This window comes from Mesorhizobium sp. W016 (assembly GCF_054719485.1).
In genome coordinates this window covers 4,836,252-4,856,192 of sequence record NZ_JBTTIF010000002.1, presented here as the reverse complement: position 1 = coordinate 4,856,192, position 19,941 = coordinate 4,836,252, and the positions used below count along the sequence as shown (strand labels likewise).

20 protein-coding genes, 1 other RNA gene and 1 pseudogene are annotated in these 19,941 nt (G+C 63.0%); 15 read left to right on the top strand and 7 right to left on the bottom strand.

Translation table 11 applies throughout. The features are described from left to right. Nucleotides 1-34 precede the first annotated feature (34 nt). Nucleotides 35-718 (bottom strand): TetR/AcrR family transcriptional regulator, encoded by a 684-nt coding sequence (locus ACYG9V_RS24090; protein WP_023688063.1) that lies wholly within the window; start codon nucleotides 716-718, stop codon nucleotides 35-37. Between the two features lie 187 nt (nucleotides 719-905). Between ACYG9V_RS24090 and ACYG9V_RS24085 the strand changes: the two genes are divergently transcribed. Further along, nucleotides 906-2,111 carry a multidrug effflux MFS transporter gene (locus ACYG9V_RS24085; RefSeq protein WP_023682099.1) on the top strand — a complete coding sequence of 402 codons (1,206 nt, stop codon included), beginning with the start codon at nucleotides 906-908 and terminating at the stop codon, nucleotides 2,109-2,111. Nucleotides 2,112-2,323: 212 nt separating this feature from the next. On the opposite strand, the gene ssrA is transcribed toward ACYG9V_RS24085, so the two are convergent. Further along, nucleotides 2,324-2,682: a transfer-messenger RNA gene (gene ssrA, locus ACYG9V_RS24080) on the bottom strand. 168 nt (nucleotides 2,683-2,850) lie between these two features. On the opposite strand from ssrA, the gene ACYG9V_RS24075 reads away from it, so the two are divergent. Beyond that, nucleotides 2,851-3,162, top strand: a complete 312-nt coding sequence (locus ACYG9V_RS24075) for a DUF2853 family protein (protein WP_023668323.1) — start codon at nucleotides 2,851-2,853, stop codon at nucleotides 3,160-3,162. A gap of 341 nt (nucleotides 3,163-3,503) precedes the next feature. After that, a complete protein-coding gene (locus ACYG9V_RS24070) occupies nucleotides 3,504-4,298 on the top strand; it encodes a thymidylate synthase (RefSeq protein WP_023688064.1) in 795 nt (264 codons plus the stop codon). A 28-nt stretch (nucleotides 4,299-4,326) separates the two neighbouring features. On the opposite strand, the pseudogene ACYG9V_RS24065 reads toward ACYG9V_RS24070, so the two are convergent. Beyond that, nucleotides 4,327-4,524: pseudogene (locus ACYG9V_RS24065) on the bottom strand (TOBE domain-containing protein). A gap of 159 nt (nucleotides 4,525-4,683) precedes the next feature. Here ACYG9V_RS24065 and modA point away from each other — a divergent pair. The 4 genes from modA (at nucleotide 4,684) to ACYG9V_RS24045 (ending at nucleotide 7,718) form a co-directional block, all read left to right on the top strand. After that, nucleotides 4,684-5,478: a molybdate ABC transporter substrate-binding protein gene (gene modA, locus ACYG9V_RS24060; RefSeq protein ID WP_352765643.1), complete on the top strand. Its 795-nt coding sequence runs from the start codon at nucleotides 4,684-4,686 to the stop codon at nucleotides 5,476-5,478. Between the two features lie 15 nt (nucleotides 5,479-5,493). Next, the gene (gene modB / locus ACYG9V_RS24055; protein WP_023668326.1) at nucleotides 5,494-6,198 is read left to right on the top strand and encodes a molybdate ABC transporter permease subunit; all 705 of its coding nucleotides are present in this window, start codon (nucleotides 5,494-5,496) and stop codon (nucleotides 6,196-6,198) included. Next, entirely contained in the window at nucleotides 6,195-7,307 is a 1,113-nt protein-coding gene (modC, locus tag ACYG9V_RS24050; protein ID WP_352765635.1) for a molybdenum ABC transporter ATP-binding protein, read from the top strand. Before modB ends, modC begins: the two co-directional genes overlap by 4 nt. 69 nt (nucleotides 7,308-7,376) lie before the next feature. Then, complete coding sequence (locus ACYG9V_RS24045; RefSeq protein WP_023667411.1) at nucleotides 7,377-7,718, top strand: winged helix-turn-helix domain-containing protein; 342 nt, start codon at nucleotides 7,377-7,379, stop codon at nucleotides 7,716-7,718. A 58-nt stretch (nucleotides 7,719-7,776) separates the two neighbouring features. Here ACYG9V_RS24045 and cobF read toward each other — a convergent pair whose 3' ends face one another. Next, complete coding sequence (gene cobF / locus ACYG9V_RS24040; protein WP_023827573.1) at nucleotides 7,777-8,538, bottom strand: precorrin-6A synthase (deacetylating); 762 nt, start codon at nucleotides 8,536-8,538, stop codon at nucleotides 7,777-7,779. A gap of 147 nt (nucleotides 8,539-8,685) precedes the next feature. Here cobF and ACYG9V_RS24035 point away from each other — a divergent pair, with 147 nt between their 5' ends. From ACYG9V_RS24035 to ACYG9V_RS24010, 6 genes are all read left to right on the top strand, one after another. Continuing rightward, nucleotides 8,686-9,702, top strand: coding sequence for a DUF4424 domain-containing protein (locus tag ACYG9V_RS24035; protein WP_023735947.1), 1,017 nt, complete (start codon nucleotides 8,686-8,688; stop codon nucleotides 9,700-9,702). Next, nucleotides 9,702-10,220: a dihydrofolate reductase gene (locus tag ACYG9V_RS24030; protein ID WP_023667408.1), complete on the top strand. Its 519-nt coding sequence runs from the start codon at nucleotides 9,702-9,704 to the stop codon at nucleotides 10,218-10,220. The genes ACYG9V_RS24035 and ACYG9V_RS24030 overlap by 1 nt, the downstream gene beginning before the upstream one ends. A gap of 145 nt (nucleotides 10,221-10,365) precedes the next feature. After that, nucleotides 10,366-11,475 carry an FtsH protease activity modulator HflK gene (gene hflK, locus ACYG9V_RS24025; protein WP_023667407.1) on the top strand — a complete coding sequence of 370 codons (1,110 nt, stop codon included), beginning with the start codon at nucleotides 10,366-10,368 and terminating at the stop codon, nucleotides 11,473-11,475. Beyond that, nucleotides 11,475-12,452 (top strand): protease modulator HflC, encoded by a 978-nt coding sequence (gene hflC / locus ACYG9V_RS24020; RefSeq protein ID WP_023682089.1) that lies wholly within the window; start codon nucleotides 11,475-11,477, stop codon nucleotides 12,450-12,452. Before hflK ends, hflC begins: the two co-directional genes overlap by 1 nt. Nucleotides 12,453-12,456: 4 nt before the next feature. Next, nucleotides 12,457-12,642, top strand: a complete 186-nt coding sequence (locus ACYG9V_RS24015) for a DUF2065 domain-containing protein (RefSeq protein ID WP_023668333.1) — start codon at nucleotides 12,457-12,459, stop codon at nucleotides 12,640-12,642. A gap of 238 nt (nucleotides 12,643-12,880) precedes the next feature. Beyond that, nucleotides 12,881-14,398 carry a DegQ family serine endoprotease gene (locus ACYG9V_RS24010; RefSeq protein WP_460222023.1) on the top strand — a complete coding sequence of 506 codons (1,518 nt, stop codon included), beginning with the start codon at nucleotides 12,881-12,883 and terminating at the stop codon, nucleotides 14,396-14,398. 46 nt (nucleotides 14,399-14,444) lie between these two features. Here ACYG9V_RS24010 and ACYG9V_RS24005 read toward each other — a convergent pair whose 3' ends face one another. Then, the gene (locus tag ACYG9V_RS24005) at nucleotides 14,445-15,017 is read right to left on the bottom strand and encodes a GNAT family N-acetyltransferase (protein ID WP_023699045.1); all 573 of its coding nucleotides are present in this window, start codon (nucleotides 15,015-15,017) and stop codon (nucleotides 14,445-14,447) included. Continuing rightward, complete coding sequence (serB, locus tag ACYG9V_RS24000) at nucleotides 15,014-15,901, bottom strand: phosphoserine phosphatase SerB (protein WP_352765632.1); 888 nt, start codon at nucleotides 15,899-15,901, stop codon at nucleotides 15,014-15,016. Before serB ends, ACYG9V_RS24005 begins: the two co-directional genes overlap by 4 nt. Here serB and miaA point away from each other — a divergent pair. Both miaA and ACYG9V_RS23990 read left to right on the top strand, forming a co-directional pair. Continuing rightward, the gene (gene miaA, locus ACYG9V_RS23995) at nucleotides 15,891-16,874 is read left to right on the top strand and encodes a tRNA (adenosine(37)-N6)-dimethylallyltransferase MiaA (protein ID WP_352513022.1); all 984 of its coding nucleotides are present in this window, start codon (nucleotides 15,891-15,893) and stop codon (nucleotides 16,872-16,874) included. The genes serB and miaA overlap by 11 nt on opposite strands. Before the next feature lie 130 nt (nucleotides 16,875-17,004). Continuing rightward, entirely contained in the window at nucleotides 17,005-17,796 is a 792-nt protein-coding gene (locus tag ACYG9V_RS23990) for a GGDEF domain-containing protein (protein ID WP_023668337.1), read from the top strand. Between the two features lie 288 nt (nucleotides 17,797-18,084). Here the strand turns inward: ACYG9V_RS23990 and ACYG9V_RS23985 are convergent, their stop codons facing one another. After that, the gene (locus ACYG9V_RS23985; RefSeq protein WP_023668338.1) at nucleotides 18,085-19,917 is read right to left on the bottom strand and encodes an ATP-binding protein; all 1,833 of its coding nucleotides are present in this window, start codon (nucleotides 19,915-19,917) and stop codon (nucleotides 18,085-18,087) included. Nucleotides 19,918-19,941: the final 24 nt, after the last annotated feature.

Sequence of the window (19,941 nt, the reverse complement as noted above, 5' to 3'; positions counted from 1 at the left end):
CCGTAACGGACGATTTGATCGCCTGCTTTGGCGTTCAGGCGCTGGCCAGCTGTTTTTCCATCGCTGCCGCTGATCTGCGCTTGCCGAAGGCGCGCAGGAATGTGCGCACGCCGTGGGTCGCGGATTGCAGCACTTCATCTTCCGACGGCATGCCGCCTAGCATGAAGGTGGTCTGCAGTTCGGCGTTGGCTAGCGCCAGAAACTGGCGTGCGGCGACATCGGGATCGTCGACCGCGAGATGGCCGGCATGGGCGAGGCGGGCAAAACGGGCGGCAAGTGCCGGCCAGGTCCGGCCCGGCCCCTGGTCGCGCCATTCGGCGAAGAGCTCGGGATAGCGCTCGCCTTCGGTCTGGATCAGCTTGCGCAGGAAGCGTCCGTCGCGGTTGCAGATGCAGTTCTGATTCATGCGCACGGCAAAGCCGATCAGGTCGGCTTCCAGATCCTTCGGCTGGTCTGGGAAAGAGGCGAAGGTGGCGAAGATGCCGGCATTGCAGCGCTCCGTCAGATCGCGCACCACAGCCATGAAGAGCTTTTCCTTGTCGCGGTGGTGATTGTAGATGGTCTGGCGCGACACGCCGGCCTCCACCGCGATCAGGTCGATATTGGCGCCGGCAAAGCCTTCCCGGCAGAAGACCGAAGCCGCCGCATCGATGATCGACATACGCTTGGCCTCGTGGCCGCGTGGCGGGAAAATGTCAGGAGAAACGGCAAGCTTCATAGAAATCTATATAGAGGTGATTGACGAATTAGACAAGGCTGTCTAAATTTGTGGACACAATAAATGGGAATTCGCTCCGTAGAGACGAATAATCTCGCTCTGAGCCGTCGGATTTCAACGGGATGGAACGTCCTAGGGTTAGTCGTCGCGTTGGCGGCGCCAACCAGACTTGAAAGAAGCCTTTATCATGAGTCCCAAATTCCTCCGCATCGCGGTCGTGCTCGGCCTGTTGTCCGCTATCGGCCCCTTCGCCATCGACATGTATCTGCCGGCGTTGCCTTCGATCGGCGAGGATCTGCATGCCGGCACCGCCGCCGTTCAGATGAGCCTTTTGATCTTCTTCCTGTCGATGGGCTTCGGCCAGATCGTCGTCGGACCGATCTCCGACATGGTCGGCCGCAAGCTGCCGCTTTACGGCGGCCTTGCGCTGTTCATGGTCGGCGGTATCGGTTCGGCCATGAGCCCGACCATCGAATGGCTGATCGCCTTCCGCTTCCTGCAGGGGCTGGGCGCCAGCGCCGGCATGGCGGTGCCGCGCGCCATCGTGCGCGACCTGCACACCGGCACCGAAGCCGCCAAGCTGATGTCGCTGCTGATGCTGGTGTTTTCGGTGTCGCCGATCCTGGCGCCGCTGACCGGCAGCCAGATCATCGAGAATTTTGGCTGGCGCGCCGTGTTCTGGACGGTGACGGGCGCGGCCCTTCTGGCCACCATTCTGCTGGCGACCTCGCTGAAGGAGACGCGGCCGGCGGAAGAACGCGTCGGTTCGTCCTTCGGAACCGCACTCGCCGGCTATCGCTTCCTCATGGGTGACCGCAATTTCCTCGGCCTGGTGGCGATCGCCGGCTTCGGCATCGCCAGCTTCTTCGTATACCTCTCGAGTTCGTCCTTCATCCTGATCGACCATTACGGGCTGTCGCCTTCCGTCTACAGCGTGTTCTTCTCGATCAATGCGGTGGCCTTCATCGGCATGTCGCAACTGACGGGGATGCTGTCGGAGCGCTTCGGGCTGAAGCGCGTCGTCTGGGTGGCGGTAACCGGCTATGCCACGACGATGGTTGTGCTGTTCGCAGTCATGGCGACCGGCGTCGACCGGCTCGATGTTATGGCGGCACTGCTGTTCGTCGGCTACGGCTTCCTCGGCCTGGTCATCCCGACGACGTCGGTGCTGGCCATGGAAGAGCATGGCGAGATCGCCGGCACGGCCTCGGCGCTGATGGGCACCCTGCACTTCGCCATCGGTGCGCTGGCGATGGGCGTCGCCGGCATCTTCTTCGACGGCACCCCGCTGCCCATGGTGGCCGGCATCACGCTCTGCGCGGTGATCTCGTTCACGCTGGCCAAACTGACGCTTGGCCGCTCGCGCGAAGCCGTTGAAGCGCCGGCCGAGTAAGCTGACCGCAATCGACCGGAAAGGCCGGGTCATCCCGGCCTTTTTCACGTCTGGGGTAATCCGGCCCCGGCCAGAACCACGGCCTTCGACCGACGCCAGCGGCAAATTGCACCAGCTCATGGCTCAATTTGGTGTAGGCTTCGCGGCCCATCGTCATGCGAAATCCGGCCAGCGGCAGCCGGCATTGAGCGTACGATATCGAGGAGGGGAGAAGTGGAGGTTTCTGTTGCCAGGTACCTCCGAACCCCGCCTAGAAGTGCGAACCTCTAGGGCTTGATTTGAAGCTATCGCACCGCTTACGCGGCGAGACGTGCTTCCGCATAGTTGTCATTTGCAACTACAGGTTTAGCCCGATGACGGTGGTACCATGCCGGGCAAAAGTACGATCTTTACACCTTCGTCGATCCTATTTCGCCCCCAGCAACAGCCGCTCTGATCACAGAACGGTTCTTGGTGGAGGCGCCGGGTACCGCCCCCGGGTCCGAACGGCTTATTACATCGCCCATTTATCGCCATAGTCGGTCAAGCCGACAAAACGAATATAGGGGGCGGGCGCACAAAATGAAAGGCCGCAATGACACTTCTTGGCCGCACCAAACTGCGGCGCCGAGGGTTGACTCGCGGGCGGTCTCAACCGAAGCTTTGCGATGGTGAGGAGTATCGACCGAGCGCACAAGTTGCGGCAGCGCGCCACAGCCCTCATCGATCGGATCCCGTGGCGCCGACATGGGGAAATTTGATGGCCGATTATCTCGCAGACGTGAAGAAATACGACGCCGCCGCAAATGCCGATGTGGTTGCCAAGATTGTGAAACATCTGGGCATCGCGCTGCGCAACCGCGATTCCTCGCTGGTATCCTGCACCGACCCCAAGGAATTGGAGCGCGTCAAGACCAACTGGGTTGCCAAGAAACTTGGCGTGACCGACGGGGCGAAAGCCGACTCAGCGATCGAGAAGACCTGCAAGGCGTTGGCCGCCGACAGCTCCAAGAGCCGCGTGACTTTCTACTATCTGGTCGCCAAGGATCTGGGCAAGCTCGGCTCTTTGTAGAGATTATTGCCGATAGGCAGAGCGCGCGTTTGATTTTGCTCCTCACCGGAGGTCAGCACCGCCCCTCATTGCCCTGCCGGGCATTTCTCCCCGTATAGTGACGGGGAGAAAGGGCTGACCGCAGCCTTGGCTCTCTCTCTCGAACGCTTGTGATTGGCGAAACCGCTGATCACAGCGCCCCTCTCCCCGTCCCTATACGGGGAGAGGATGCCGGCAGGCAGGTGAGGGGCAACGCTAACCCTTGAAGAGTGATGGGGCAAGCCGCGTTCTGGTCCTTTTGCTGTGTTCGGCCGGCGGCCAGTCGGTTATGATGGCGGTAACCCCGAATCGAGGCGAAGCCGATGCGCCAGTATCTCGACCTTTTGCAGCATGTGCTGGACAATGGCGCCGACCGTGGCGACCGCACGGGCACCGGCACGCGTGGGGTGTTCGGGTACCAGATGCGCTTCGACCTGTCGCGCGGCTTTCCCGTCACCACCACCAAGAAGCTGCATCTGAAGTCGATCATCCATGAACTCCTGTGGTTCCTGGCCGGCGACACCAACATCAAATACCTTAGAGATCATGGCGTTTCGATCTGGGACGAATGGGCCGACGAGAATGGCGATCTCGGCCCGGTCTATGGCAAGCAGTGGCGCTCTTGGCCGGATGGCCATGGCGGGTCGATCGACCAGATTGCCAATGTTCTGAAGGAGATACGCAGGAATCCGAATTCACGCCGGCTGATCGTTTCGGCGTGGAACCCGGCCGAAGTGGAGGCGATGGCGCTGCCGCCCTGCCACTGCCTGTTCCAGTTCTACGTCTCGGACGGCAAGCTGTCCTGCCAGCTCTACCAGCGCTCGGCCGACATTTTTCTCGGCGTACCCTTCAACATCGCTTCCTACGCGCTGCTGACCCTGATGGTGGCGCAGGTGACCGGGCTGAAGCCCGGCGAGTTCGTCCATACGCTGGGCGATGCGCATCTCTATTCCAACCATTTCGAGCAGGCGCGCGAGCAATTGCGGCGCACACCCAAGGCGCTGCCGACGCTGTGGATCAATCCGGAGGTGAAGGACCTGTTCGCCTTCCGCTTCGAGGATTTCCGGCTGGAAAACTATTTTGCCGACGCGTCGATCAAGGCGCCGATCGCGGTCTGATCCGTCCACCGTCAATCAATTCCGACCCTCAATCGATGTCGACCATGACGTCGGTTGCCTTGATCATGGCATAGGCTGCTTGCCTTTTTCGAGCTTGAGATCGGCAACGGCCTCGTTGGTGATCGAAGCGTGACGACGGAGCCGGCGACATCACCGCGGACAGGCGAGGTGCTTTGACGATCTCGACGATCGTTCCCTTAAGGATGTTGCGGGCGCTGATCTTCATCGGAGTTCCTTTCCGGGTTTCGGTGCACGTCCAAACCAGAACAATCGATGCCGAACATACGCTTTCGCAGGAGGCGGCCTTCCCTTGTTATATTCATCCAGATATATCGGTCGGCAGGAGTCGAGCCAGCAGATTTCAAGCCCAGGGAGAGTTTTCATGTTGGGGCACAAAGGTTTTGGTTTGAGGGCGATCGCGATTGGCGGCTTTGCCGTAGCTCTGATGGCCGTGATGCCGGCGGCTCACGCGGGAGACAAGGTGATCGTGTTTGCCGCAGCCAGCCTCAAGGACGGGCTCGACGCCGTCACCAAGGCCTGCGAAGCCGATGTCGGTGAAGCGGCGACCGTCTCCTACGCCGCGAGCTCGGCGCTGGCCAAGCAGATCGAAAGCGGGGCGCCCGCCGATGTGTTCATCTCGGCCGACCTCGACTGGATGAAATATCTCTCCGACAAGAAACTGACCAAGCCGGACACCGAGGTGAAACTGCTCGGCAACCAGATCGTGCTGGTGGCGCCGAAGGATTCCAAGGTCGAAACCAGGATCGAGAAAGGCTTCGACCTCGCCAAGCTGATCAGCGACGGCAAGCTCTCCATGGGCGACGTCAAGGCGGTGCCGGCCGGCAAGTATGGCAAGGCGGCACTTGAATCGCTCGGCGTCTGGTCGTCGGTCGAAGGCAAGGTGGCGCAGGCCGAGAATGTGCGCGCCGCGCTGAAGCTGGTTTCAACGGGCGAGGCCGCGCTCGGCATCGTCTATGCCACCGACGCGCATGCCGACAAGGGAGTCAAGGTGGTCGGCACCTTCCCGGAGGATTCGCACCCGCCGATCATCTATCCGGTTGCCCAGACCACCGATTCGAAGGACAAGGATACCCCGGCTTTCCTGAAGTGCCTGCAGTCCGCCAAGGCGGTGGAGCTGTTTAGGGATCAGGGTTTCACCGTGCTCACGCCGAGCAATTAAGGTAGCGGCTGACGCATGAACTGGCTGCTGGACCTCACTCCCGACGAATGGAATGCGGTCCGGCTGTCGATCAAGGTGGCGACGGTGGCGATGCTGTTCAGCCTGCCGCCGGGCATCTTGATGGCGCTTTTGCTGGCCCGCGGAAAATTCTGGGGCAAGACGCTGCTCAACGGTGTGGTTCACCTGCCGTTGATCCTGCCGCCGGTGGTGACAGGTTATCTCTTGCTGCTTACCTTCGGCCGGCGCGGGCCGGCGGGAGCTTTCCTGGCCGAGCATTTCGGCATCGTCTTCTCGTTTCGCTGGACCGGCGCCGCACTGGCCTGCGGTATCATGGGCTTTCCCCTGATGGTGCGGGCGATCCGGCTGTCGATCGAGGCGGTCGACCGCAAAATGGAGGCAGCGGCGGGAACCCTCGGCGCCAACCCGGTTTGGGTCTTCGCCACCATCACGCTGCCGCTGATCCTGCCCGGGCTGATCGCCGGCTCGATCCTGTCCTTCGCCAAGGCGATGGGCGAGTTCGGCGCCACCATCACCTTCGTCTCCAACATTCCCAACGAGACGCAGACGCTGCCTTCGGCGATCTACACCTTCACGCAGGTGCCTGGCGGCGATGACGGGGCGCTCAGGCTGACGCTGATCTCCATCGTCATCTCGATGGCCGCATTGGTCGCCTCGGAAGTGCTGGCGCGGCGCGTCGGCCGGCGGATGGACATCGAATGAGCGTGCTGGTGGACATCAGCCATCGGCTCGGCGGTTTCGCCGTCGACGCGCGTTTCGAAAGCGCCGGGCGGCTGACGGCGCTGTTCGGGCCATCGGGCTCCGGCAAGACGACGCTGATCAACGTGATCGCCGGCCTGATCCGGCCGACCAAGGGCCGTATCGCGGTCGACGGCTGTGTGCTGGTCGACACCGATGCCGGCATTTTCGTGCCGAAGCACAAGCGCCGGATCGGCATGGTGTTCCAGGACGCGCGGCTGTTTCCGCATATGAGCGTGGCCGGCAATCTGCGCTATGGCCGCTGGTTCACGCCACCGGCGGAGCGCTATGCGGATATCGACGCGGTCGTCGAACTGCTCGGCATCGGTCCTCTGCTCGACCGGCGACCGGCAAAGCTCTCGGGCGGCGAGAAGCAGCGCGTGGCGATCGGCCGGGCGCTGCTTGCCAGCCCGAAACTGCTGTTGATGGACGAGCCGCTGGCCGCGCTCGACGATGCGCGCAAAGCCGAGATCCTGCCCTATATCGAGCGGCTGCGCGACGAGACCAAGCTGCCCATCGTATATGTCAGCCACTCCGTCGCCGAGGTGGCGCGGCTGGCCAGCGACGTGGTGGTGATGGCGCAAGGCAAGGTCGCTGCCTCAGGCCCGACCGGCGCGATCATGCAACGGCTCGAATTGCTGCCGGCGGAGGAACGCGGCGAGGGCGGCGCGGTTCTCGACACCAAGGTGCTGCGCCATGATGAGATCTTCGGGATGACCGTGCTCGGCTCGGCGGCGGGCGAAATCCGGGTGCCGCAATTGGCGGTCTCGGTCGGCGCGCCTGTGCGCATCCGAATCCGCGCCCGCGACGTGATGATCGCCACCGAACAGCCGAAAGGTCTCAGTGCGCTCAACATCCTGCCGGGCGCCATCGTCGCAATCGGCTCGGGCGAGGGGCCGACGGTCGAAATCGGCATCGACTGCAATGGCGCAACCGTGCTTGCGCGCATTACCGAACAATCCAGGCAGGTACTGAACCTTCAACTCGGCGGCAAGGTGTTCGCGGTGATCAAGACGGTCAGTTTCGACCGCGCCAACACCGGCGCCGGGCTGCCGGCCGAAGCGGATGGCTGATAGCCGCTATATCGTTTTGGAATAGCGCTATGGGTCGAGAGGGGCTAGTGTGACCGTGGAGGACTAGAGATGCCGTCGCTGAGCCTGCGGATAAATCTCGATCCGGACGGGCGCATAGGTCCGGGCAAGATCGAATTGCTGGAGCAGATCGCCACTTTCGGCTCGATCTCGGCTGCGGCACGCGGCATGGAGATGTCCTACAAGCACGCCTGGGATCTGGTGGAAGATATGAACCGTGTGTTCGGCAAGCCGCTGGTCGCGGCGCAGACCGGCGGCAAAAAGGGCGGCGGCGCGCAGCTGACATCAGTTGGCCTTGCAGTCGTCAGCCGTTTTCGCGCTATCGAGCGCGCTGCGGCGGCAGCGGCGGCCACGCATATGGACGCCTTGCAGGCCGAGATTGATGCTGGGTGAGGGGAGGAAATGAAGAACTGAAGAACTGAAGAACTGAAGAACTGAAGAACCTTACTGCCTACTCCCGCTTTCGCAGCAGATACGTATCCATGATCCAGCCCTTTCTTTTCCGGGCTTCTTCTCTCGTCCTCTCAATCTCTTCGCCAACATCACCCAGGCGACCGGAAACGAGGATCTCATCGGGTGTGCCGAGATAGGCGCCCCAGTGGATGATCAGATCCTTGTCTGCCAGCGTGTTGAAGGCGCATTTGCCGTCGAGCATGACCACGGCGCTGCCGGCATTGTGCGGCATGCCTTGTTCGGCGAGGCGGCGGCCGGTGGTGATCAGCACGGGGTCGCCGATGCGGTTCAGCGCCATCTTGTGGCCGGCGGCTAGCGCCTGGACGGCGGTGATGCCGGGAATGACCTCCAGTTCGAATGCGACATTGCCCCTCAGTCGTACGCGCGCGAGGATGCGCAGCGCGCTGTCATAGAGCGAGGGGTCGCCCCAGATCAGGAAGGCGCCGCAGCCGTCCTCGGCAAGTTCGTCGCGGACCAGGCTCTCATAGATCTGGGCGATGGCCTCGTGCCAGTCATCGACGGTCGAGCGATAGGAAGGCGCCGGCTCGGCGCGCACCGGCACGTCGAACTCGACGCGGCGCGATTTCGGATTGCTGACGAAACGGTCGCAGATCTGGCGGCGCAATTCGGCAAGGTCGTTCTTCTTCGCCCCTTTGTCGGGAATAAACAGGACGTCCGCCCGGTTCAGGCCATCAATCGCCTGCACGGTCATATGATCGGGATTGCCGGCGCCGATGCCGATGACGAGAAGCTTGCGCATGACGCGAACTCCTGCCCGATCGAAACCTGTTAGTCCAGACCGCCGATTGGCGTGTCCAGACACTGTGGCGTCCTGTTGGGAGACGGAAGGCTTTGAAACGCCACACTGAAACGGCTAGGGTCGCGGCATTCTTGGCGAGGGGCTTCGATGTTGCAATATGTTCTGACCGTAGCGCTGGCGCTTTCAGCAGCGCCCGCGCTGGCCAATGATACGACCGCCGAACTCGGCACAGGTGGCCTGATCCTGTCGCGTAGCGACGCGGTGTCGATGCAAAGCGAGGACCTCTATATCTCGCCGGAAAAGGTCACGGTCGACTACGTCTTCCACAACAACACGGACAAGGATGTAAATGCCATCGTCGCTTTTCCGCTGCCGGACATCGAAGGCAATCCGGAGGAAATGCCGGCCATCCCGGAAAACCAGAGCGACAATTTCCTTGGCTTCGAGGTGACGATCGACGGAGCGCCGGCAAAGCCGCAGCTCGAGCAGAAAGTGTTCGCTGTCGGCATCGATATCGGCGCCGATCTGAAGGCGCAGAACGTGCCGTTCAATCCGTTCGGCGATGCGGCCAAGGCGGCCCTGGCGAATCTGCCGAAAACGGTCGCCGAGGATTGGGAAAACCGCGGCATCATCATCGAGGATACGGGCAGCGACGGTACCGAGGCGAAAAAGGTCTATACGCCGTGGTGGCAGTTGCGCTCGACCTATTGGTGGCGCGCGACCTTTCCGGCCAACAAGGATGTCCACGTCTCGCACCGCTACAAACCGAGCGTCGGCGGCACGTCATCGGTGAGTTTCTTCTATGACGGCAAGTTCTCCGAGGGCAGCCAGTATACGACCTACAAGACCCGCTACTGCATGGACGACAGCTTCGAGAATGCGGTGCGGCAGGCCGCCAAGGCCGACGGTTATCCGCATTTTTACGAGAACCGCATAGCCTATATCCTGACCACCGGCGGCAACTGGGCCAATGGCAGCATCGGCAAGTTCAAGCTAACCGTCGACAAGGGCAATCCGAAAGCGCTGATCTCGTTTTGCGGCGACAATGTCAAGAAGGTCGGGCCGACGACCTTCGAGACGGCGGCGCAGGATCTCTATCCCGAGCACAACATCGACATATTGCTTTTGGAGCCGTCGGATGACGGCGCCCGGGGAGCCAACTGATGGACGTCGCGATCTATGTCGCCATTGCGCAGAACGGCGTCATCGGGCGCGACGGCGGCTTACCGTGGCGGCTGTCCACCGATCTCAAGCGCTTCAAGGCCGATACGATGGGCAAGCCCGTCATCATGGGCCGCAAGACTTATGAAGGCATCGGCCGGCCGCTGCCGGGCCGATTGAACATCGTGGTGACCCGCGACAAGGCCTGGCGCGCCGAGGGCATAGAGGTGGCGCACTCGCTGGAGGCAGCGATCCAGCTGGCCACGGTGCGCGGGCGTTGCATGGCCGGCGTCGACGAAATCTGCATCATCGGCGGCGGCGAGATCTATGCGCAGGCGCTGCCGCTGGCAGACCGGCTGCACGTCACCCATGTGCTGGCGGCGGTCGATGGCGACGCGCATTTTCCCGACATCGATCCGGATTTGTGGCGCCTTGTCAGCGCTCAGGACGTTCCGGCCGGTGAAAAGGACAGCCATGCGACGCGCTATTCGGTTTACGAGCGACGCCGCGGCGTGCATTGAGACGATAAAAGGGTCGCGAACGTCCAAAACGGACATGCTCGGCAGCGGATCGCGTTGAAAGCGCATCGCTGCGTCCCTATAGAAGAACAACTGGATTTTGCGCCGCAACGTCGGCGCTGAGGGAATCCCAAGCGAAAGGACATTCATGCCCTGGAACGACAAGAGCGGCGGCGGCGGCCCATGGGGCGGCGGCGGCAACAATCAGGGACCCTGGGGGCAGGGACCGAAGGGGCCTAGCGGCCCGCCGGGGTCACCTCCCGATCTCGAAGACATCATCCGCCGCGGCCAGGACCGGCTGCGGCGCGCGCTGCCCGGTGGCGGCGGCGCCAGCCCGGCCGTCTTTGCGCTGATCGCAGCGGCCCTGATCGTGCTGTGGGCGTTCAAGGCGGTCTACACCGTGCAGCCGGACGAGGTTGCGGTCGAGCTGCGCTTCGGCAAGCCGAAGGCGGAGCTGTCGCAGCCGGGTCTGCATTTCCATTGGTGGCCGGTCGAAACCGTCGAGACGGCCAACATCGCCGAACAACTCGTCGATATCGGTGGTGGCGGCGCGACGAGCGGCAACTCGTCGGGGCTGATGCTTACCGGCGACCAGAACATCGTCAACGTCCAGTTTTCGGTGGCCTATCAGGTCTCCGATCCCCGGGCCTATCTGTTCGACGTCTCCGATCCCGAAGGCATGCTGCAGCAGGTCGCAGAGAGCGCCATGCGCGAAGCGGTTGGCCGGCGACCGGCGCAGGACATCTTCCGCGACGACCGTCAGGGCATCGCCGCGTCGGTGCGTGAAATCATCCAGACGACGCTGGACGGCTACAAGGCCGGCCTGAATGTCAACGCGGTTTCGATCGAGGACGCGGCCCCGCCGCGTGAAGTTGCCGATGCCTTCGACGAAGTGCAGCGCGCCGAGCAGGACGAAGACAAGTTCGTCGAGCAGGCCAACCAGTATTCCAACCAGAAGCTCGGCCAGGCGCGTGGCGCCGCGGCGCAGATCCGCGAGGACGCGGCAGCCTACAAGAACCGTGTCGTCCAGGAAGCCGAAGGTGAGGCGCAGCGCTTCATCTCGGTCTATGACGAATACGCCAAGGCGCCCGACGTGACGCGCCGGCGGCTTTATCTGGAAACGATGGAGAAGGTGCTGAAGGATTCCAACAAGGTCATCGTCGAACAGGGCAATGGGCAAGGGGTCGTTCCCTATCTGCCGCTGCCGGCACTGCAGCCGAAGGCGCTGCCGCCTGCGACCACGGGAGGAGCCCAGTGATGGCCAATCGTCTTCCCATCATCGCGGTCATCGCGGCCGTGCTTCTGTTCCTGCTCTACTCCTCGGTCTTCGTGGTCAACGCGCGCCAGCAGGCGCTCGTGCTGCGGTTCGGCGAGATCGTCGACGTGAAGAATGAACCCGGCATCTATTTCAAGGCGCCTTTCGCCTTCTTCGACGCCGACAGCGTGCAATTGATCGAAAACAGGGTGCTGCGCTTCGATCTCGACAACATCCGCGTCCAGGTTTCGGGCGGCAAGTTCTACGAGGTCGACGCTTTCATCGCGTACCGCATCTCGGATCCGCGCGTGTTCCGCTCAGCCGTGTCCGGTCAGATCACACTGGCCGAAGCACGACTGAGGACGCGTCTCGATGCGGCGCTGCGCCGTGTCTACGGTCTGCGCGACTTCGAGGCGGCGCTTTCGGAAGAGCGGGCCGTGATGATGCGCGAAGTGCGCGATCAGCTTCGGCCCGACGCCACCTCGCTCGGCCTGCAGATCGAGGATGTGCGCATCCGCCGAACCGATCTGACGGCTGAGGTTTCGCAGCAGACCTTCGACCGCATGAAGGCCGAACGTTTGGCCGAGGCCGAACGGCTGAGGGCACGCGGCAAAGAGGCCGCGCAGCGCATCACCGCCCGCGCCGACCGCGAAGTGGTGGAAATCGTCGCCGAAGCGCGCAAGGAATCGGAAATCCTGCGTGGTGAAGGTGAAGCCCAGCGCAGCGCGACCTTTGCCGACGCCTACAAACGCGATCCGGCGTTCTTCGACTTCTACCGGTCGATGAATGCCTATGGCACGGCGCTGGACAACTCCGGGACGACGATGGTGCTGTCGCCGAACTCGGAGTTCTTCCGCTTCTTCCGCAATCCGGACGGGACGGACGCGAAGCCGGCGGCGCCTGCGGCTCCGGCGACGGCACCTGCCGCGCCGGCGACGGCACCTGCCGCGCCGGCTGCACAACCTGCACCCGCCCAGTAGGGCGGTGCAGGATTTCCTTGCGGCCATAGGCCTGGTCCTCGTCGTAGAGGGTCTGGTCTATGGCGGCTTTCCCGGCCTTGCCAAACGTCTTGCCGGCGAAGTGCTGTCGACGCCGGAAATTGCGCTGCGCATCGTCGGGCTGGTGGCGATCGCCATCGGCGTCGGCATCGTCTGGTTGGTGCGTGGCTGAGGACCGCTGATCTGCAATTCCAGGAAAGTGTGAGCGGTTTTCCGTCCGGAATTGCGTAAAAGCAAAGGGATCGAACGGTTCGCCGTTTCCGCGAAACGGCGAACCGTTCTAAGGTGTAACGGAGGATTTATCCTCCTGATGTGGCCATAGCCGCAAACGTGCCGTATTTCTTGCCAACATGACGCGACGCGGCGTTTTGCCGAAGCGCTTTTCTTTTCTGCAATCCGGGAGGCTTTCGATGACATCCAACACCCTTCTGCGCGCGGCGCGGCGGACGTTCATCGCAGGTGCTGCGGCACTTCTGGTCGGCGCGCTTGCCGTTCCAGCTTTCGTGACGCCGACGATGGCCGCGGACGGACCGGCTTCGGTTGCCGACCTCGCCGAAGGCCTGCTCGGTGCGGTGGTCAACATCTCGACCTCGCAGACCGTGAAGGGCACGGAAGGTCCGGGCGCGGTGCCGATGCCGCAGCTGCCCGAGGGTTCGCCGTTCCAGGATTTCTTCGACGACTTCTTCAAGAACCGTGGCGGCGACAAGGATGGCGGCGCGCAAAAGGTACAGTCGCTGGGCTCCGGCTTCGTAGTCGACGCCGAGCAAGGCATTGTCGTCACCAACAACCACGTCATCGCCGATGCAGACGACATCGAGGTGAATTTCTCCGACGGCGTGACGCTGAAGGCGACGCTGGTCGGCACCGACACCAAGACCGACGTGGCGGTGCTCAAGGTCGACCCGAAGGGCCACAAGCTGACGGCGGTGAAATTCGGCGATTCCAACAAGATGCGCGTCGGCGACTGGGTGATGGCGATCGGCAATCCGTTCGGCCTTGGCGGCACGGTGACGGTCGGCATCGTCTCGGCCCGCAACCGCGACATCAATTCCGGCCCCTACGACGACTTCATCCAGACCGACGCCGCCATCAACCGCGGCAATTCCGGCGGGCCGCTGTTCAACAGCCTGGGCGAGGTCATCGGTATCAACACGGCGATCATCTCGCCGTCGGGCGGCTCGATCGGCATCGGTTTCTCCATCCCCTCGCAGCTTGCCTCGGGCGTCGTCGACCAGCTGCGCCAGTTCGGCGAGACCCGTCGCGGCTGGCTCGGCGTGCGCATCCAGCCGGTGACCGACGACATCGCCGAGAGCCTCGGCATGGCGACCGCCAAGGGCGCGCTGGTGGCCGGCGTCATCAAGGGCGGACCGGTCGACAACGGCACAATTCTCGCCGGCGACGTCATCATCAAGTTCGATGGCAAGGACATCCATGAAATGCGCGACCTGCCGCGCGTCGTGGCGGAAAGCCCGGTCGGCAAGGCGGTCGACGTGATCATCGTGCGCAAGGGCGTCGAGCAGACGGTGAAGGTGACGCTCGGCCGGCTTGAGGACGGCGAGAAGGTCGCTGCCGGTGAGGACGGCACTACCGATGAGGACAAGGGCGGCGACAAGGCGCCCGCGGTCTCCACGGCCTCGGTGCTCGGCATGACCGTCGGCGAGCTCAATGACGACACACGGAAAAAATTCGGCATCGCGGCCGACGTCTCCGGCGTCGTCATCACCGACGTCACCAAGGATTCGGCCGCCGCCGAGCGCGGCATCCAGGCCGGCGAGGTGATCACCGAAATCGCCCAGGAATTGGTCGCGACCCCGAAGGACGTGATGGACCGGATCGGCGCGCTGAAGGAGCAGGGCCGCAAGAATGCGCTCTTGATGCTGGCGTCCAAGACAGGCGAGTTGCGCTTCGTGACGATCCGGATGGATTGAGTCCGGTCAGGCCTGCAACGATCTGATTTCGAAATGAAAAGGGCGGCTAGTTAGCCGCCCTTTTTCTTGCCTGCCAGTCCTTGCGCGACAGGGTGTAGAGGACATGCCGCTTGAGGTGCGGGTGGCTGTCAGGGATGGATGGGTGGTCGAAATCGCGAGCCGGGTCAGGGCTCATGCCAAGACGCTCCATGACGGCCGTCGAGCGGCGGTTGGCCGCGACGGCGAAGGAGACGATCTCGTCCCGGTCAAGCGTCTCGAAGCCAAAGGCGAGCCAGGCTTCGGAGGCCTCCGTGACATAGCCCTTTCGCCAGAATTCCGGCGCCAACCGCCAGCCGATCTCGATCGTATCGGAAGGCAGGGACGGCACGTGATCGGTCTTTAAGAGGCCGACGAAGCCGATGCATTCCCCAGTCGCGGCGATCTCGGCGGCGGCAAAACCAAAGCCGTCCTCGGCGATCCAGCCCCGAAACTCGTCCATCTTGGCATCCGTCTCGGCGCGGTCGCGGCGGAACGGAAAAAATTCCATCACCCGCTCGTCGGAGTTGATGCGATGGAAGAGTTCGCGGTCGCGCTCTTCCCAGTTGCGCAGGATGAGGCGCTCGGTGCGCATCGGTTTCATTGGGCGAACTCTTCCTGGCGGTAGCCCTGGAGATAAAGCAGTGCGGTGAGATCGCCATGGTCGATGCGGACCTTGGCTTCGGCAGCAACGGCCGGCTTCGCGTGGAGCGCGACACCGGTGCCGGCCAGGCGGATCATGTCGAGGTCGTTGGCGCCGTCGCCGACCGCAATCGCATCGAATGGCGTCAGGCCCAGGCGGGCCGAGATATCGTTCAGCGCATCGGCCTTGGCGGCGCGGCCGAGGATCGGCTCGGCGACCAGGCCGGCAAAGCGCCCGTTCTCCTCGATCAGTCGGTTGGCACGGTTTTCCTCGAAGCCGAGCATGGCGGCGACACGGCTGGTGAAGACGTCGAAGCCGCCGGAGACAAGCGCCGTCCAGGCGCCATTGGCGCGCATCGTCTGCACCAGAGCGCGGCCGCCCGACGCCAGCGTCAGGCGGTTCGCGATGATGCGGTCGACGACGGCCGTATCGAGGCCTTTCAGCAGCGCCACGCGTTCACGCAGCGCCGGCTCGAAAGCGATCTCGCCGTTCATCGAGCGTGCGGTGATGGCGGCGACGCGGTCCTTGACGCCGATCTCGTCGGCGAGTTCGTCGATGCATTCCTGGTCGATCATGGTTGAATCCATATCGGCAAGCAGGATTGTCTTGCGGCGGCTTTCGGCCTGCTGAACGATCACGTCGACCGGCTCTGAACCAAGTGCTGTGCGCAAGGCCGCACTTGCCTCAGCGGCTTCTGCCCCCTCGGGCAACACCAGATCGCAGGCGACGCCATCGCCCAGCCAGCGAACAGCGCTTGCACCGACCGACCGTGAGGCGATATTCGCAAGCGAGGCCGACATCGCGCGGCGGAGGGGGTGGGACACAAGCGTGGCAATGAGCGGCATCGAGACTTCCAAGCAGCTAGGCGAGGGCGGGCAGGCGGGCGAGGGCCGCGTGAAGAACGCGATCCTGATAGCCGGGCCGACAGCCAGCGGCAAGTCGGCGCTGGCGCTCGATCTCGCCGAGCGCAAGGGCGGCGTCATCGTCAACACCGATTCCATGCAGGGCTATTCGGTGCTCGATGTGCTGACGGCGCGGCCGAGCGCCGCCGAACTCGGCCGCGCGCCGCACTTTCTCTATGGCCATGTGCATCCCTCCACCGCCTATTCCACCGGCGCCTGGCTGCGCGACGTGATGAAGCTGATCGATGACGGCACGCTCGCCCGACAGCCCGACGACGCCGCCTTTGAACGTCCGGTGATTTTCGTCGGCGGCACCGGGCTCTATTTTCGCGCACTTGCCGAGGGCATTTCGGAAATGCCCGACATTCCGCAGCAGGTACGCGACCGCTGGCGCTACGAGTTAAAGGAGCAAGGCGCAGCCAAGCTGCACCGCATCCTGATGCATGACGATTCGGCGGTCGCCATGCAGCTGAAGCCGACCGACGGCCAGCGCATCGTGCGGGCGCTGGAGGTGCTCGACGCATCCGGCCGCTCCATCCTAGAATGGCAGGCAGCGCGCGGCCGGCCGCTGATCGACCGCGACAGCGCTCGGTTCTTCGTTATCGAGCCGGACCGCGCCCCCCTTGTCGAGCGGATCGAAACAAGGTTCGACCGCATGCTCGATCTCGGCGCGCTCGATGAGGTCAAACGGCTTGCGGCGCTTGGCCTCGATCCCGGCCTGCCGGCGATGAAGGCGATCGGCGTTCGCGAACTTTCGGCTGCCATGGCGGGTGACATCAGCTTTCCTCAGGCCATCGAGCGCTGCAAGGCAGCGACGCGGCAATATGCCAAACGGCAAACGACGTGGTTTCGCCATCAGCTGGGACCGGAATGGCTGAGATTGCAGCCCGGCGGCCGCTTGCAAACCGCGATTTGATTTTCGTGCTGCCAATACAATTAAAGAAACAGAAGTAGGAATGAACATTCCCGCTCCGGTTGTCTGGATTAACCGTCCGTAAGGCGCCGGCATGCCATAGATCCGGCGGGTACTTTGCAACGGGAAGCAGATGCGTTTCCACAAGGCGGAATCCGCATTTTTCGTCTTTATTTTCGTGATCCTGGCCGCAGGCCTGGTGACGCTTTATGCCTATGGTCAATTGCAGTTCATCGCGGTCGGTCACGATACGACTTCCCGGGTCGAGAGGATCGCCTATCTCAACACGCTGCTGTTTGTCACCGGGGTGCTGCTGGCGACAGCGCTGTTCTTCGGCGTGTTCTTCATCTACCCGCTGATCCGTAGGCAGGCCACGGAAGAGGGCAAGCTGCGCGCCATGACGGTTTCGCTCAGCGCCCGCTCGGAAACGCTGCAGCATGCGGCATTGACCGACGGCCTTACCGGCATGCAGAACCGGCGCTACTTCGATGATGCGCTGAAGGAATATCTCGAGGAATTCCGCCGCATCGAAAAGCCCGTCGGGCTGATGATCCTCGACCTCGATCATTTCAAGCAGGTCAACGACACGCATGGCCACGATGTCGGCGACGAGGTGCTTAGGGCAGTCGCCAATTGCCTCAAAGGCATGACGCGCTACCACGATGTGGTGGCGCGGCTTGGGGGCGAGGAGTTCGCCGTCGTCACGCCCAACATGGATGCGGAGTTGTTGGGGAAGTTCGCCGAACGCATCCGCAAAGCGATTGCCAACATGTCGGTGCTGTCGGGCAATGTCCGCCTCAAGATCACCACCAGCGTCGGACTAGCCGTCTGGGATCGGAAGGAAACCGCCGAGGAATTCTACCGCCGCGCCGACCGCCAGCTCTACGAGGCGAAGAGGCAAGGCCGCAACCGCGTCTGCGCCTGAAATCCCGGCATTTAAATTCGTGAGGCTGGCCGTTTGATGCCGTCTTCTGCGCTTCCGGCCTTCGCCGGCCGAAGCACTCATGAGGTGGTAGCGGCAGCTATGGCTACGGCCGGCGTAGGCCGGTGCTCACGGACTTAATGTCCGCTCCGCTCCGGTTCTCGAAGTCGACACCGACCGACTCAGCCTGACGAATTTTCTGGCGTGATTTACCCAAGCGGCCAACGAAGCCGAGCCCTGGCGCTCCGGCGGCTTCTCAATTGGCCGGCAAAAAAGTCGCTACGCTGAAGGTCAATCGTTCTGCGGGCGCATGCCGAAGGTTGTGGGCTTGAGGCCGTAGCGCAGGTCGAAATCGTCGTCGGGCTGGACGCGCTGGGCGGTGGCCGGCTTGCGGTAATCGGGATCGCCGGCCTGGCGGCCGGAGTCCACGACCTCGGCGAAGGCCATCTGCTGCTGCGGTTTCGGGACGTTGCGCAGCCGCTCGACGATGGCGGCGAGATCGACGTCGTTGCCGTCCTGCGAGAACTCGTCCTGCTCTCGCTTGGCGGTGCCGGGGATCAGGTTCTCCGCCAGTTTTTCGAACTTCAGCCGCATGGTCGTCGCCACGCCTTCACCGAAGGCGATGGCTTCGCGCTGGCCCATGGAGGACAGAAAGGCCAGCGTCGAGGCGGAGGAATCGGCGATCGCCGAGCGGATGATCGCCTGGTCCTGCTCATTGGCCAGCCGCATGGCGAAGAAGGTCGAGCATTGCGACAGGATGGTCGGATCGAGTTCACCCGGGCGCTGGGTGACGACGCCGAGATAGCAGCCATATTTGCGGCCTTCCTTGGCGATGCGCGACAGTGCATGCCTTGTCGGGGCGAAGCCTAGGCGCGGATCGGCCGGCATATAGCGGTGCGCTTCCTCGCACAGCAACAGCAGCTTCAGCCGGCCCTCGCTCCACAGCGCAAGGTCGAAGGCCAGGCGCGCCAGCACCGAACAGACGGAGTTGACCACTTCGGACGGCATGCCGGCCATCTCGAAACAGGTCACCGGGCGGCCATGATGCGGCACACGGAAAATATTGCCGATCGTCTCGTGGATCGTGTCCTCGATCAGCCGCGAATTGAACATGAAGCGATAGCGCGGGTCGGACGCGGCGGACTCGATGCGCGTCTTCAGCGATTTCAGCGTCGGACGGTCGTTCTTGCTTTCCAAGAGGCCCATGCGCTCGTCGATCTGCTTGATGAGATCGACCATGCGGTAGGGCACCGGCGTGTCGGCGGTCAGCGCATCGCTGCCGCGGCGCACGTAAGAGCCTGAATTGGGATTGCGATAGAGGTTCTTGGCGGCGGGGATCAGGTCGCGCAGGACATCGACTTCTTCCGGCACGACCTCTCGGCCGCGAAACAGCACTTCGGCGAATTCTTCGAGCCTGAACATCCAGAACGGCAGATCAAGCGTCTTGGAATCGACCCGGACGCAGAACTCAGGCAGGGATGCCGCGAATTCATTGTGCGGATCGAGAATGAGGATTCGCAGATCGGGCCGGGCGGCGATCGATTTGCGCAGCAGCAGCGAGATGGCGGTGGATTTGCCGACGCCGGTTGTGCCGACAACGGCAAAATGGCGCGCCAGCGTGTCGTCGATGGCGATGTTGGCGTCGATCGACTCATCCTGCGACAGCGTACCGATGGTGATCGAATGACGCCCGGCGAGATCGTAGACCGCCTGCAGATCACGGGTACGGATGCGGTGCGCTATGGCGCCGATATGAGGATAGGTGGTGATGCCGCGGTCGAACACCGGTTTGGCCCCCGGTTCGGCGCCGTCGCGCACTTCGCCGATCAGCTCGACGCTGACCTCGATGGGATTTTGTCCCTCATTGCTCCAGGCGCGATCCGACTTGCCGATTTCGTAGACCAGACCAACGGTGCGCGATGTCCCGAGATTGATGGAGATCATCTTGCCGACGGTCCACAGGCCGGTGACCGCGCCTTCGATGTCGTCGGCATAGGCGCTGATGGTGGCGCGCGCACCGTCGCACTGCACGACGTTGCCGAGAATGCGCTTGTCGCTCTGCTCTGCGCGGCGGCGCTCCTGCGAGGTCGGTTCGCCGACGGAGGCTTCGCGCTCGACAAACATCCGATCCGATCCCCATTCTCGTGG

What these genes read in the sequence shown, in the direction of transcription:
- hflC (WP_023682089.1), top strand. Translation starts at nt 11,475, where the DNA reads ATGGCCAATCGTCTTCCCATCATCGCGGTCATCGCGGCCGTGCTTCTG.
- ACYG9V_RS24030 (WP_023667408.1), top strand. Translation starts at nt 9,702, where the DNA reads ATGGACGTCGCGATCTATGTCGCCATTGCGCAGAACGGCGTCATCGGG.
- ACYG9V_RS24010 (WP_460222023.1), top strand. Translation starts at nt 12,881, where the DNA reads ATGACATCCAACACCCTTCTGCGCGCGGCGCGGCGGACGTTCATCGCA.
- ACYG9V_RS24070 (WP_023688064.1), top strand. Translation starts at nt 3,504, where the DNA reads ATGCGCCAGTATCTCGACCTTTTGCAGCATGTGCTGGACAATGGCGCC.
- miaA (WP_352513022.1), top strand. Translation starts at nt 15,891, where the DNA reads ATGAGCGGCATCGAGACTTCCAAGCAGCTAGGCGAGGGCGGGCAGGCG.
- modB (WP_023668326.1), top strand. Translation starts at nt 5,494, where the DNA reads ATGAACTGGCTGCTGGACCTCACTCCCGACGAATGGAATGCGGTCCGG.
- ACYG9V_RS24005 (WP_023699045.1), bottom strand. Translation starts at nt 15,017, where the DNA reads ATGAAACCGATGCGCACCGAGCGCCTCATCCTGCGCAACTGGGAAGAG.
- ACYG9V_RS24090 (WP_023688063.1), bottom strand. Translation starts at nt 718, where the DNA reads ATGAAGCTTGCCGTTTCTCCTGACATTTTCCCGCCACGCGGCCACGAG.
- ACYG9V_RS24045 (WP_023667411.1), top strand. Translation starts at nt 7,377, where the DNA reads ATGCCGTCGCTGAGCCTGCGGATAAATCTCGATCCGGACGGGCGCATA.
- serB (WP_352765632.1), bottom strand. Translation starts at nt 15,901, where the DNA reads ATGCCGCTCATTGCCACGCTTGTGTCCCACCCCCTCCGCCGCGCGATG.
- ACYG9V_RS23990 (WP_023668337.1), top strand. Translation starts at nt 17,005, where the DNA reads ATGCGTTTCCACAAGGCGGAATCCGCATTTTTCGTCTTTATTTTCGTG.
- ACYG9V_RS23985 (WP_023668338.1), bottom strand. Translation starts at nt 19,917, where the DNA reads ATGTTTGTCGAGCGCGAAGCCTCCGTCGGCGAACCGACCTCGCAGGAG.
- ACYG9V_RS24075 (WP_023668323.1), top strand. Translation starts at nt 2,851, where the DNA reads ATGGCCGATTATCTCGCAGACGTGAAGAAATACGACGCCGCCGCAAAT.
- modC (WP_352765635.1), top strand. Translation starts at nt 6,195, where the DNA reads ATGAGCGTGCTGGTGGACATCAGCCATCGGCTCGGCGGTTTCGCCGTC.
- ACYG9V_RS24085 (WP_023682099.1), top strand. Translation starts at nt 906, where the DNA reads ATGAGTCCCAAATTCCTCCGCATCGCGGTCGTGCTCGGCCTGTTGTCC.
- cobF (WP_023827573.1), bottom strand. Translation starts at nt 8,538, where the DNA reads ATGCGCAAGCTTCTCGTCATCGGCATCGGCGCCGGCAATCCCGATCAT.
- ACYG9V_RS24035 (WP_023735947.1), top strand. Translation starts at nt 8,686, where the DNA reads ATGTTGCAATATGTTCTGACCGTAGCGCTGGCGCTTTCAGCAGCGCCC.
- hflK (WP_023667407.1), top strand. Translation starts at nt 10,366, where the DNA reads ATGCCCTGGAACGACAAGAGCGGCGGCGGCGGCCCATGGGGCGGCGGC.